The sequence below is a fragment of the Tolypothrix sp. PCC 7712 genome, assembly GCF_025860405.1.
Taxonomy (GTDB): domain Bacteria; phylum Cyanobacteriota; class Cyanobacteriia; order Cyanobacteriales; family Nostocaceae; genus Aulosira; species Aulosira diplosiphon.
Genome location: NZ_CP063785.1, coordinates 182,828 through 195,775, shown reverse-complemented (window position 1 = coordinate 195,775; position 12,948 = coordinate 182,828). Strand labels below are relative to the sequence as shown.

The window sequence follows — 12,948 nt, the reverse complement described above, 5'->3', positions numbered from 1 at the left end:
AGAGCGGGTTTCACGTTAAGTTCACACCAATGTCCCCTGCCTTACCCCTAACAATCTGTCGCATTTTTTTTCAAATTGGTATTAAACTTTGAATTACTAATTAGTTAACTAGTAATAATTTTAACTTTAATATAAGTAAAACTAATTAGTTATATAAGTTTTACAAAACTAGTAGTACTTGATTAACTTTTGTAAATGAGTATAAAGTATTGTTACAGACGCAAACCCGTCTGATTCATAAATCACTAATCGCATTCATAAAACAATGACAGCAACCTTACAACAGCGCAAGAGCGCTAACGTATGGGATCGCTTCTGCGAATGGATTACCAGCACCAATAACCGTTTATACATCGGTTGGTTCGGTGTCCTCATGATCCCAACCCTACTAGCTGCAACCGCTTGCTTCGTAATCGCCTTCATCGCAGCGCCTCCAGTAGACATCGATGGTATCCGTGAACCTGTTGCAGGTTCCTTAATCTACGGAAACAACATCGTCTCTGGTGCAGTTGTTCCTTCTTCCAACGCTATTGGTTTGCACTTCTACCCCATCTGGGAAGCAGCTTCCTTAGATGAGTGGTTGTACAACGGCGGCCCTTACCAATTGGTAATTTTCCACTTCTTAATCGGCGTATTCTGCTACCTCGGTCGTGAGTGGGAATTGTCTTACCGCTTGGGTATGCGTCCTTGGATCTGCCTAGCATTCTCTGCACCAGTAGCAGCAGCAACAGCAGTATTCTTGATCTACCCCATTGGTCAAGGTTCATTCTCCGATGGTATGCCTTTGGGTATCTCTGGTACCTTCAACTTCATGATCGTGTTCCAAGCAGAACACAACATCCTCATGCACCCCTTCCACATGTTAGGTGTGGCTGGTGTATTCGGCGGTAGCTTGTTCTCCGCAATGCACGGTTCTTTGGTAACCTCCTCCTTGGTTCGTGAAACCACCGAGAACGAATCTCAAAACTACGGTTACAAGTTCGGTCAAGAGGAAGAAACCTACAACATCGTAGCTGCACACGGTTACTTTGGTCGTCTAATCTTCCAATACGCATCCTTCAACAACAGCCGATCTCTACACTTCTTCTTGGCTGCATGGCCTGTAGTCGGTATCTGGTTCACCGCGTTGGGCGTAAGCACAATGGCGTTCAACTTGAACGGTTTCAACTTCAACCAATCAGTGATTGATTCTCAAGGTCGTGTAGTTAACACCTGGGCTGATATCATCAACCGCGCTAACTTGGGTATGGAAGTTATGCACGAGCGTAACGCTCACAACTTCCCCTTAGACTTGGCTGCTGGTGAGCAAGCACCTGTTGCACTAACTGCTCCTGCTATCAACGGCTAATTTCTGAGACAAAAGTAATAGCTTCTCTGTGAATTGAAAGCGCCCTCCCAATTGGGAGGGCGCTTTTTCTGTGTATTGATGTTGCGATCGCATCGCAAAACTCATACCAAATCCAATAATGATGAATTTCCAGCGTTATAGACCAAAAAACCCCTGGTAAGCAGGGGAGAAATCAACTCTAGGAGGTCTTTACTTATTTACCCATCAGCCCATGTTGGCAAGTTTATGCAAAATTGGAAAAAGTTTTGGGGATTGGGGATTGGGGACTGGGGATTGGGGACTGGGGACTGGGGACTGGGGACTGGGGATTGGGGATTGGGGATTGGGGATTGGGGATTGGGGACTGGGGATTGGGGATTGGGGATTGGGGAACTCGGGGCCCCCTCTGGGGATAAGGGGTAATTGGGGATTGGGGAAATTCAGAGGGTTAGGGAACTTCCAGAAATTAAATTACCCCTTTTTGGCAGCGAAGACCATCATTGTATTATTCTTCCTCTGCTTCCTCTGCTTCCTCTGCTCCCATAGCTTACCAAAGCGATTGGTTATTTTTTTATGTGGAATCCCTAAGCGGGTTTTTTGGCTACGATGGTGCGATGGCGAGGATCGCTGGCTACGGTAATTGGTTGAGCAAAGCCGACTGACTGCAATGTGGCTTCAATATTAAAAGTGTAGTATTCATCGCTCCAGGGTTCGGTGCTTTTCATTAATGTAAATAGAACTGGTGGCAGGTTTTGAATGACGCTGGATTTTGGGTTATTATCTACCAGTGCGATCGCACCACCAGGTCGCAGTAGTCGCAAAGCTTCTGCGAAAATTGCTTGACTAGCATACCCAGGAAGTTCATGAGTCACAAACTGGAGCGTGACTAAATCAAAAGAGTTATCTGGTAGCCCTGTATTTTCAGCTTGGGCGTGTATCCACTCGGATATCTCATGATTGACATCGCGTTTGCGGGCGACGGTGAGCATATAAGGTGATAAATCCAGCCCCACTGTCCGCACTGGATGACTCTGCTTTTGTTGGTAGTAGCGGTGTAAGGCTTGAGTGGAAATACCCACTGAGCAACCTATATCGAGAATATCTCTTACTTCTTGCGGCCCATATTTGGCGAGAACTTCGTGAAAACTACCTCTGAGCCTTGCATGAGCTACTTCCCATGTTAAGTTTTCTTTCGGCCAAACCCGCAACGCCATTGCGTAGGTAGCTGGTTCTGTTTCAAAAGCAGCATCCCAGCAAAGATTACCTTCATTGTAGGCGTGGAAAGGTACTTGATAGTAGTCAGGATAAACAACATTGGGGTTAGTCACCTCCGCCATTTGCTGTTTGACTCCCGATGATTTGAGCGCCTCGTAGTTTTTGCGCCAGGGAACACCATTTTTCTCAGCAGTTTTGATGAGTACTTTCCTGGCTTGCTGCTTCATCAATTGATAGATGGGTTTTGTTTGGATCAAGAGATTGACAAACTTGGAGAGTGTATCTTCTCCCGCCCAGTCTGGTTTTAGCTTGTTGTTCATCGGCTTGCAAAAATAGAGGCAAGATAACTAAGTAGACAGGTGGAAACCAAGATAATTATCAGGTTTATCAGTTGCCTATGGTCATTAAATAAAACTGAGCAACCTGAAAACTGCGATCGCCTGAGGTTACATTGGTTTATCGCTATATGCTTATGTATTTTATTTTTTGGGAGTACCAAATTTCGTGAATATTAGTAACGCACAACAAGCTTTGGCGATTTTACTCGACTAAATACAAAAATAATTAATCGCCTTGGTGAGCAGAGGGAGCAGGGGAGCAGAGGAAGCAGAGGAGGAAGAAGACAATCAATTATGTCTTTATTAGGTGATTAGTGGGTAAAACAGTAAAATAGAGTTAAGAAATTGTGCTTAAGTTGTTAAGATGCAACAATTTTCGATTAAAGAAATCCAAACTATCCATAGTGAAGTATTAAATCAAGCTGCTGTTGAGCCTGTTTTACTCACAGAAGAGTCGCAGCCTAGCTATGTAATTATGTCGGTGGAAAACTACGAGCAATTAATGAACCGACTTACTCAATTAGAAGATTTAATTTTAGGTCAACAAGCCCAAACCGCACTCGCAAATTCGCGGATGGTTGGAACGGAAACTTTTACAGCAGAACTCAAGCGTCTGACTGCGCTTGATGTGCGTAGTTGAGAATATGGACGCTGCACGAAAGCTAACGCAAATTGGCTCGAATTTGAGCCATTGCAGTTGAGCCTTCAACAACTTCACCCCGTTGAGATGCTTCTAACCCAATCTGTGCTGCTTGTTGCAGCTCTTGTAGTCGTCCTTGATAGATATCTTCTTGTTGTTCTAGAAGTTTTATCCCTGCAAGAATCACTTCGATGGCGTTTTGATACTTCCCGCTAGTAATTTGGCGTTGTACCAAGGCTTCTACTTCAGGTGGCAAAAAGATTTGCATGGATTTTTTAGGAGTAGGAGTAGTTTCAATACTTGTCGGTTAAGGGTAAAAGGGGAAGGGGAAAAAGGGCAAGAAAAAACCTTTAACCCTTACCCTTTAACCTTTTCCCCAAACCCAATTCCGAGTTGAAAATCCTTAACCGAGCAGTATTGGGAGTAGTTTTAATTTTAAGCGATCGCTCTGCCAACGCCTCCGGCAAAAGCACTTCTCCCCAAAAACCAAACCAGCTTTGTGAACTTTCATAACAAGGAGCGATGAGAATTTAGCGCAAAATAGAGATGTAATTTGTTCTCAATTTCACCTTGACTGAAGCCAATCCAGTGCGTAATTTGCAAGAAACTCATTTAAACCGTGCGCGTGCTAGTCTCCGACAAGCGTTGTCTTGGTATGGATATCTTCGCAAGTCAGGACAGCTTGCATCTAATCCAGAATTGGCGGGTTTGGTAAAGCCAGAATTGGAGGCTTTGAGTACCACACTCAACAAACTAGACTCAAATGTGATTAAAATTGCGGCTTTTGGTTTGGTGAGTCGGGGAAAGTCGGCGGTGTTGAATGCTTTATTAGGGGACAAGGTTCTACAAACTGGCCCTTTAAATGGCGTGACGCAATGGCCCCGTTCTGTGCGCTGGCAACCAGGAGGTAAGGTACAGGTAGAATTAATTGATACACCTGGATTGGATGAAATTGAAGGCGAATCACGAGCGCAAATGGCAACAGAAGTAGCGCGCCAAGCCGATTTAATTTTGTTTGTAGTCTCTGGTGATATTACGCGCACAGAGTATGAAGCGCTACTAGATTTACGCCAAGCCCAAAAGCCCCTAATTTTAGTATTTAACAAAATCGACCTATACCCAGATACAGATAGAGCCAAGATTTACCAGAATTTGCAACAGTTGGGTGCTGGACATCCTGAAGCCGAGCCTTTGTTACCCGATGAGATTGTCATGGTAGCGGCGGAACCAGCACCAATGGAAGTGCGGGTTGAGTGGCCTGATGGAAGTGTAACTTATGAATGGGAGACACCACCCACCCAAGTAGATGAACTCAAACAGACAATATTAAATATTCTCAACCGTGAAGGGCGATCGCTGTTAGCGTTAAATGCACTCATCCAAGCAAGGGAAGCAGAAGCCGCGATCGCTCAAAAAACTATCGACTTACGCCAACGAGAAGCCGAAGAGATTATTTGGCAGTTTACCAAATACAAGGCTTTGGTAGTCGGACTCAACCCCATCGCCGTGTTAGATATTTTAGGCGGTGCTATTGCCGATTTACTATTAATTCGTTCCCTAGCGCGGTTGTATGGTTTACCCATCACTAGCTATGAAGCTGGGAAAATCTTAAAAACGATTTTATTAAGTTCTGGGGGCTTATTGCTGAGTGAATTAGGCAGTAGCTTTTTATTCGGTTTAGGCAAAAGTACTGCAGCCCTAGCTAGCGGTGACAATCCCATCAATATTACCGCCTCCGCCGGCAGTGCGATCGCCCAAGCCGGAATCGCCGGTTATGGAGCCTATGCTGTAGGAAAAGCCGCACAAGTGTACCTAGAAAACGGCTGCACCTGGGGACAATTAGGCGCTAACACCGTCATTCAAGAAATTCTTTCCCAAGTCGAGCCGAACACGATTGTTTATCGCTTACGCCAGGAGTTAGGGGGTGGGGGATGAGGGAGATGAGGGGGATGAGGGGGATGAGGGGGATGAGGGGGATGAGGGGGATGAGGGAGATGAGGGAGATGAGGGGGATGAGGGGGATGAGGGGGATGAGGGAGATGAGGGAGATGAGGGAGATGAGGAAGCAGGAAAGAAATTACAATTACCAATTACCAATTACCAATTACCATTCCCTATAATCCCTGAGGCTGTAACAATAGTGATGGCAACAGCTTGGATTATGATCTACCAGTGAACGTTCCTACCAGCATCTCGGCACAAACTCAGTCTCGGAAAGCTGAACATATTCGTATCTGTTTAGAAGAAGATGTTCAATGTCACGAAATAACTAGTGGATTGGAACGCTATCGTTTCAGCCATTCTTGTTTACCAGAATTAGACCGCAATGATATTGATATCAGTACTAATTTCTTGGGAAAACAGCTAGGCGCGCCTCTGTTAATTTCTTCTATGACAGGGGGAACTGAAGAAGCGGGAATTATTAACCGCCGCTTGGCAGAAGTGGCTCAAGAGTACAAAATTGCTATGGGTGTGGGTTCTCAGCGTGTAGCGGTGGAGAAACCCCAGGTGGCTGATACTTTTGCGGTTCGCAAGTATGCTCCTGATGTGTTGTTACTGGCGAATTTGGGGGCTGTGCAACTTAACTATAAATATGGTTTGGCTGAATGTCTGCGCGTCATCGAGATTTTAGAAGCTGATGCTTTGATTTTGCACCTCAACCCTCTACAAGAATGCATTCAATCCAAGGGAGATACGAATTTTCGCGGACTGCTTGACAAGATATGTATATTGTGCAATGAACTGCCAGTGCCAGTGATTGTCAAGGAAGTAGGTAATGGAATTTCTGCAGTTATGGCGGAAAAATTGCTAGCGGCGGGAGTTAAGGCGATTGATGTGGCGGGTGCAGGGGGTACATCTTGGGCTAAGGTGGAAAGCGAACGGGCGGATAATGCTTTGCAACGTCGTTTAGGTAAGACTTTTGCTGATTGGGGTTTACCAACGGCCGATTGTATTACAGCAATTCGTGCGATCGCACCAGATGTACCATTAATCGCTTCGGGTGGGTTGCGTCATGGCTTGGATGTCGCAAAAGCGATCGCACTGGGAGCAGATATCGCTGGTTTAGCAATGCCATTTTTGCAAGCAGCAGCTTTATCCGAAGCCGCAGTGAAGGATTTAGTTGAGGTATTAATTGCTGAAATTACAACAGTTTTATTCTGTACTGGTAACGCAACTTTAGAACAATTAAAGCTTTCTGGAAGTTTACAACGGATACAATAGTAACCACGTATGTAACACACAGATGGAAATTTTCAGGGTGAATTGTAGGGGACTGGGGATTAGGGACTGGGGATTGGGGACTGGGGATTGGGGACTGGGGATTGGGGAACTCGGGGCCCCCTCTGGGGATAAGGGGTAATGGGGATTGGGGATTAGGGACTGGGGACTGGGGATTGGGGACTGGGGAAAGGAATTTTTAGCCCTTGGTTTTTCCATGAGGGTCTATCTTAACAAGTTTTGCGTTATTTATAGTTCATCATTCATATTTCATACTTCATACTTCAGCCTTCATACTCTATGCGTACTTTTGTTCAACAAACCTTTGCCAGCTTGGTTGGCAGCTTATTAGGACTTATTATTTTTAGTGGTATTGGTACTACTGGACTATTTTTATTGCTATTTGCTGCTGCTAGTTCTAAAGATACGGGGCCGGAAGTCAAAGATAAATCTATGATTGTTTTTGACTTATCAATGAACATCACCGATGGCGAACCAAAAACTGATGGCTTTATTGAGAAGGTAGTCTCAGGTGTAGAAGAAAACAGAATGGGACTTCGCAGCGTTTTGGATACCTTAGAAAAGGCGCGACGCGATCCAAGAATTGTAGGTATTTATCTAGATGCAAGCCAGGCGGGAAGTAATGGTGCAGGTTATGCATCCTTAAAGGAAATTCGCCAAGAATTGCAGCAGTTCCGTGCGGCGGGGAAAAAGGTAATAGCTTATGGTAAAGACTGGGACGAAAAAGATTATTATCTCAGTTCCGTAGCCGATACTGTTGTGCTGAATCCCTTGGGGATGATGGAAGTTAACGGTTTAAGTTCTCAGCCGATGTTTCTGGCTGGTGCATTAGAGAAATATGGGATTGGGGTACAGGTGGTGCGCGTCGGGAAATTTAAAGGCGCAGTCGAACCCTTTATTTTGAAACAACTGAGTCCAGAAAACCGCGAACAAACGCAGAAATTGTTAGATGATGTTTGGCGAGAATGGCGCGTTGCTGTGGGTGGAAGTCGCAAAATGGGCGCAGACAAATTACAGGCGATCGCAGATAATCAAGCAGTATTAGAAGCACCACAAGCCAAGTCTAATGGTTTAGTAGATCGGGTAGCTTATCTTGATGAAGTGGTAAGCGATTTGAAAAAATTAACCGATAGCGATAAAGATGATAAAACCTTCCGCCAAATTAGCCTCAGTGAATACGCCCAAGTTCCTGGGAAAACATTGGGTGTAGAACGCAAATCCAAAAATAAAATTGCTGTAGTCTATGCAGAAGGCGAGATAGTTGATGGTAAAGGTGGCGATGGTGAAGTAGGAGGCGATCGCTATGCGAAAATCTTCAACAAACTCCGCCAAGACGATGATATCAAAGCTGTGATTTTGCGAGTTAATAGTCCTGGTGGTAGCGCTACAGCCGCCGAAGTCATGCAACGCGAAGTGCGATTAACTCGTCAAGTCAAACCAGTAGTAGTTTCTATGGGAGATGTCGCCGCCTCTGGTGGTTACTGGATAGCTAGCGATTCTAACCGGATTTTTGCTGAACCCAATACTATTACAGGTTCCATTGGCGTATTTGGTTTACTATTCAACGGACAAAAATTAGCCAATGATCATGGTGTTACCTGGGATTCTGTGAAAACTGGACGTTATGCTGATAGTCAAACGGTTTCGCGTCCCAAATCACCCGAAGAGTTAGCACTTTATCAGCGCAGTGTTAACCGCATTTACAATATGTTCCTCAATAAAGTATCTCAAGGTCGCAAACTCCCAGGAACCAGAGTAGCAGAAATTGCCCAAGGTAGAGTTTGGTCTGGTACAGCCGCCAAAGAAATTGGTTTAGTCGATGAAATTGGCGGATTGAGTGCAGCGATAGAATATGCAGCCAAACAAGCAAAACTCGGCAAAGATTGGCAAGTCAAAGAATATCCCCAAAATAGCAGCTTTGAAGAACGCTTTTTTGGCATATCCACCCAAGAAGCGCGCAGTGTTTTAGGAATTCCCAAGGCGCAGGTAAAACAATCCAATCCCCTCACCGCCGAATTTGCCAAACTCCAAGAGGAATTATCAGTTATGCAAAAAATGAACGATCCCCAAGGAGTCTACGCACGTTTACCATTTAACCTCAAAATTGAGTAGTTGGCATTTGTCATTGGTTATTGGGTAATTGGTAATTGGTAATAGCAGGGGATGCGTAGGGTGTGTTGTCGCCCAGTGGTGTCAACTTAACGTAAAACCCTCTTTGTTGCAAGGTTTCGCCCTCACCCCCAGCCCCTCTCCCGCCGGGAGAGGGGAGCAAGAGATTTAATTCCCCTTCTCCTGGGGGAGAAGGGGTTAGGGGATGAGGGTGTGAGGTATTTGTACAATGCCCGCCCTATATCGCTTTTAGCTGAAGTTGGCACCACTGGGCACTGCCATGTCCTCTAGAATATATTGATAGGTCGCCAACATTATTTGATATTGTACAGTTTTGAAAAAAGAACGCGACTAATGGGTAGGGCACGGCACCAGTAAGATATTTGATATGCCAAAAGATTGTGGATGCCATGCCCCTACAAAGAATTTATCTGTCGCCAACATTATTTGATTTGGTATTAGCTGATCGTTGGCGGTGCGTTACTGTAGAAACTTGCGCCTCAACGTTTTCAGGTTCTGCTTGAGTTGTAGAAACTTCCGTTAAAGCTGTAGGAACTTCAGCTTTAACATTTCCGTGTTCCGCGCAAGCTGTAGGAACTTCAGCTTTAACATTTCCGTGTTCCGCGCAAGCTGTAGGAACTTCAGCTTTAACATTTCCGTGTTTCGCGCAAGCTGTAGAAACTTCAGCTTTAACGTTTCCGTGTTCCGCGCAAGTTGTAGGAACTTCAGCTTTAACATTTCCGTGTTCCGCGCAAGTTGTTACAGAGTAAACCAACGGCGAATCAACTCCACACTAAAGCCATAATCTTGCCCAATTTCCTCAATCAACTCCCTTTGCAGCAGCAACTTGAGAGTCTGATCAGCATTAGGAAACAGTTGCGATATAGCTTGAATATTCACCATCGCCCCTTCCCCTTGGGCTGCAATGAAGCGTAAAATTCCCCTACCATGATCATCTACTTGGTTATTTTGAATATCAGCGAAGAAGAAACCGCCACTTTTAAAAGCTTCGGGAATTGCTGCTTCTACATCAGCTAAAGTCGCCAACCTGCGAACAGAGGGGTCTTGCTCATTTTTGAGGGCGATAATTTCTGCACAAAGTAGTTGTATCAAAAACGGGTGACAACGGGTAAGTTGCAAAACTCGCTCAACCGCGTCAGGTTCATAGCGTAGGGTAAAATCTTTTACAGGGCGTTCAATGAGTTGTCGCGCTTCTGCTTCTTTCAGGTATGAGATATGCACTACCTGCACATTAATGAGATAACTAGCCCAGCGTTGATATTCTTCAATTGTATGGGAACCAGCTAGCAACACCTTAAATCGGGGACGATGTTGGATGAGGTGACGCAGCATTCCTAGAATATCTTGCTCATCAAAGCGTCCTTTGGTTATGGCACTGTCTAGCACCTCGAACTCATCTAGCATTAGCAAGGCGGTATTTTCTTCAAGTACCTGTTCTACTGTATCTAGCCATTCGTCAAAGCTGGTAAAGGGGTCAGAGGTTAGCTCTTCGCGGGTGAGGGGTGGTAGGGTAACACCTTGCTGTTTTGCTGATTTCACCATTTCTCTTGTCAGATTGTAGAGAAAACCTGCGTGGTTGCTAGCTGATGAGGGTGCGCCTTGCAAGTCTACAAACATGGGGATGATGGTATTAGGTAGCAGCTTTCCTAAGTTATTGAGTAGAGAAGTTTTACCCATACGCCGCTGACCGTAGAGTAGCAAAGGTGGACGACGGCGGTCTAGAAGTAATTGCTCAATGCGTGTACCAATGTCATTACGACCTGTGAAAATTCCTTGCTCTAGTGTAATGGGATTACCAGTAATGTAAGGTGAGTCAATTTCTTGAAGGAGTTCGGTAGCTTTTGCCAGTTCTTCTGTATGCTTGGCTATGATTTCACGCCAACTTTTGGCAATGGGACGGAAACGGATTGTGTATTTGTCGCTACTGCGAGTAAATTCCTGCAAGTTTACGTCTAAACGGTCAATGATAGGACTGAGGGCTAGGCGTTTGTTGTAAGTAGTTGTTTGATTCAGTGCAGCATTCACATCTTCGCTGATACGACTGAAAATGTTAAGTAGAGTGCGAACTGGGCTTTCAAGTTCGCCATTTGCCAATCTATGATGAACTTGACGGATAGCATCTACATCGCCGCAGTTTTCTAAACTTCTAGCATCCAGTTCAATTTGGACTGCTTGAACTGCCCAGCGTTGATGACTGGTACTCAAGTATTCTAAGGCTGCTTTTCCTTCAACTGGGTTATTTTCGATGACAAAAAGCAGATACTCATCTAAGCCCAATAGATGTAAACGCTGCCATTCATCCCAGAATGCAGAGTGATAGCGAAATACACAAGGACTTTTAGCATTACGTATTTTGTCTAATCTGAAGAGTCGATAATTCCATACTGTGAGAAATGGAAAGGATAAGAAAGGTCGCCATGAGTGAATAGTTAAACCCAAGCCTACTGCCAAGCCGAATACCAAACCTACCGCCAAGCCTCCCACCAAGCCTACCGCCAAGCCGAATGCCAAGCCTACCCCCAAGCCAAACGTCAAGCCTGTCACCAAGCTTACCGCCCAGCCTACCGCCAAGCCAAACGTCCAACCGAACGCCAAGCCAAACGTCAAGCCGAACGCTAAGCCAAACGCTAAGACAAACACCAAGCCAAACGTCCAAGCAAATGCCAAGATAAACGCCAAGCCGAACGCCAAGACAAACGCCAAGCCTACCGCCAAGCCGAACACCAAGCCCACTACCAAGCCTACCGCCAAGCCGAACGGTACGCTAATAAATATAGTTGCAGTTGGTGTACCTAATGCCCACAGCACCAAACCCAGCAGTAAGTTAACCAGGATAGGTAAGATGATATATCCCTGGATAAAAAGTCTCCACAGAGCAAGATTTCGCCATCTTCCTTGTCCTATAAAGGTAATTAAAGAGATATCGGTGTCTAACGTTGAGTCAATGCGTTTGAGGTGGTTACGCCAGGCTGCAGGACGGAAGAAGAGCCAAAACAGCAGTTGTAGGCTACCCAGTATCAAGTTAGGGTGCTGTTGCGGTGCATTGGTGTAGGCGTTGTGGGGTATGTTTGGCGATGCCATAGTTTCCCGGTTCGGGTTGACGCTGTAATTAACTATGTCATTGTGAATGTAGCATTAGCGCAGTCAAGTGCAAAGACTGAGATTGCTTCGCTTCACTTCGTTCCGCTCGCAATGACAGATTTTTTGTCATTGCGAATGGAGCGACAGCGCAATGAAGCAATCTCCTCTATGTGATCGCCTTGAGATAGCTGCACTGCGATCGCAATGACAAAGAGTCCGTCATTGCGAATGGAGCGACAGCGCAATGAAGCAACCTCCTCTCAGTGCGATCGCCTAACCTATAATCTACAATTCCTCATATAAATCTTTCCATTCATTATTTACACCATTAACTAAATCAATCTTCTTTTGCCTAGAGCCAGCTTTAATCTGCTTTTCTCTACTAATCGCTGTATAGGCATCGTCAAAAATTTCGTAATAAACTAATTTGGTAATATTGTATTTTTTAGTAAATCCCTCTATCAATTTCGATTTATGTTCGTAAACTCTTCTTTGTAAATCGTTGGTTACTCCTGTATAAAGCACATTATTATATTTATTTGTCATAATGTACAGATAATATTGTTGATTCATTTATTTGTGCAAAATATCTAATAATTTTCACAATATTAACTGCGTAGATAATGTATTGTCATTGCGAATGGAGCGTCAGCGGAATGAAGCAATCGCCTCGATGCGATCACCTTGGGATTGCTTCGCTGCGCTCGCAATGACAACGTGAGTTATTGTGAATGTAGCATCAGCAGAATAACACAATCTCCTTGATGCGATCGCCTTGGGATTGCTTCGCTGCGCTCGCAATGACAAAGAGTCTGTCATTGCGAATGGAGCGATAGCGGAATAAAGCAATCTCCTCCCATGCGATCGCCCTGGGATTGCTTCGCTGCGCTCGCAATAACAAAGAGTCCGTCATTGCGAATGTAGCGATAGCGGAATGAAGCAATCTCCTCTCATGCGATCGCAATAACATTGTGTAA

General features: G+C 44.9%; 14 protein-coding genes. 7 read left to right on the top strand and 7 right to left on the bottom strand.

Going from position 1 to position 12,948, the window contains the following annotated elements:
- The first annotated feature begins 265 nt into the window (after window positions 1-265).
- Together psbA and HGR01_RS00835 are read left to right on the top strand one after the other, a co-directional pair.
- Window positions 266-1,348 (top strand): photosystem II q(b) protein, encoded by a 1,083-nt coding sequence (gene psbA / locus HGR01_RS00840; RefSeq protein WP_194007948.1) that lies wholly within the window; start codon window positions 266-268, stop codon window positions 1,346-1,348.
- 245 nt (window positions 1,349-1,593) lie between these two features.
- Entirely contained in the window at window positions 1,594-1,743 is a 150-nt protein-coding gene (locus HGR01_RS00835) for a hypothetical protein (protein WP_155538944.1), read from the top strand.
- Window positions 1,744-1,911: 168 nt separating this feature from the next.
- On the opposite strand, the gene HGR01_RS00830 is transcribed toward HGR01_RS00835, so the two are convergent.
- Entirely contained in the window at window positions 1,912-2,862 is a 951-nt protein-coding gene (locus HGR01_RS00830; protein WP_045867857.1) for a class I SAM-dependent methyltransferase, read from the bottom strand.
- Between the two features lie 382 nt (window positions 2,863-3,244).
- Here HGR01_RS00830 and HGR01_RS00825 point away from each other — a divergent pair, with 382 nt between their 5' ends.
- Window positions 3,245-3,520: a type II toxin-antitoxin system prevent-host-death family antitoxin gene (locus HGR01_RS00825; RefSeq protein WP_045867856.1), complete on the top strand. Its 276-nt coding sequence runs from the start codon at window positions 3,245-3,247 to the stop codon at window positions 3,518-3,520.
- Window positions 3,521-3,542: 22 nt separating this feature from the next.
- Here the strand turns inward: HGR01_RS00825 and HGR01_RS00820 are convergent, their stop codons facing one another.
- Window positions 3,543-3,788, bottom strand: a complete 246-nt coding sequence (locus HGR01_RS00820; RefSeq protein ID WP_045867855.1) for a type II toxin-antitoxin system ParD family antitoxin — start codon at window positions 3,786-3,788, stop codon at window positions 3,543-3,545.
- Window positions 3,789-4,108: 320 nt separating this feature from the next.
- Here HGR01_RS00820 and HGR01_RS00815 point away from each other — a divergent pair, with 320 nt between their 5' ends.
- The 4 genes from HGR01_RS00815 (at window position 4,109) to sppA (ending at window position 8,872) form a co-directional block, all read left to right on the top strand.
- Window positions 4,109-5,455, top strand: a complete 1,347-nt coding sequence (locus HGR01_RS00815; protein ID WP_194007958.1) for a GTP-binding protein — start codon at window positions 4,109-4,111, stop codon at window positions 5,453-5,455.
- On the top strand, window positions 5,445-5,696 hold the full coding sequence (locus HGR01_RS00810; protein WP_052335041.1) for a hypothetical protein: 252 nt from the start codon (window positions 5,445-5,447) through the stop codon (window positions 5,694-5,696). Before HGR01_RS00815 ends, HGR01_RS00810 begins: the two co-directional genes overlap by 11 nt.
- Entirely contained in the window at window positions 5,693-6,742 is a 1,050-nt protein-coding gene (gene fni / locus HGR01_RS00805) for a type 2 isopentenyl-diphosphate Delta-isomerase (protein WP_045867853.1), read from the top strand. Before HGR01_RS00810 ends, fni begins: the two co-directional genes overlap by 4 nt.
- Window positions 6,743-7,039: 297 nt before the next feature.
- The gene (sppA, locus tag HGR01_RS00800) at window positions 7,040-8,872 is read left to right on the top strand and encodes a signal peptide peptidase SppA (protein ID WP_045867852.1); all 1,833 of its coding nucleotides are present in this window, start codon (window positions 7,040-7,042) and stop codon (window positions 8,870-8,872) included.
- A gap of 424 nt (window positions 8,873-9,296) precedes the next feature.
- On the opposite strand, the gene HGR01_RS00795 is transcribed toward sppA, so the two are convergent.
- The 5 genes from HGR01_RS00795 to HGR01_RS00775 all read right to left on the bottom strand — a co-directional run bounded on the left by HGR01_RS00795 (window position 9,297) and on the right by HGR01_RS00775 (window position 12,884).
- Window positions 9,297-9,644, bottom strand: coding sequence for a hypothetical protein (locus HGR01_RS00795; protein ID WP_063749805.1), 348 nt, complete (start codon window positions 9,642-9,644; stop codon window positions 9,297-9,299).
- Window positions 9,629-11,971: an AAA family ATPase gene (locus HGR01_RS00790; protein ID WP_045867851.1), complete on the bottom strand. Its 2,343-nt coding sequence runs from the start codon at window positions 11,969-11,971 to the stop codon at window positions 9,629-9,631. The genes HGR01_RS00795 and HGR01_RS00790 overlap by 16 nt, the downstream gene beginning before the upstream one ends.
- 92 nt (window positions 11,972-12,063) lie before the next feature.
- Window positions 12,064-12,216 (bottom strand): hypothetical protein, encoded by a 153-nt coding sequence (locus tag HGR01_RS00785; protein WP_155538942.1) that lies wholly within the window; start codon window positions 12,214-12,216, stop codon window positions 12,064-12,066.
- Between the two features lie 40 nt (window positions 12,217-12,256).
- Window positions 12,257-12,544, bottom strand: a complete 288-nt coding sequence (locus tag HGR01_RS00780; RefSeq protein ID WP_045867850.1) for a GIY-YIG nuclease family protein — start codon at window positions 12,542-12,544, stop codon at window positions 12,257-12,259.
- Window positions 12,545-12,710: 166 nt separating this feature from the next.
- The gene (locus HGR01_RS00775; protein ID WP_155538940.1) at window positions 12,711-12,884 is read right to left on the bottom strand and encodes a hypothetical protein; all 174 of its coding nucleotides are present in this window, start codon (window positions 12,882-12,884) and stop codon (window positions 12,711-12,713) included.
- Window positions 12,885-12,948 lie beyond the last annotated feature (64 nt).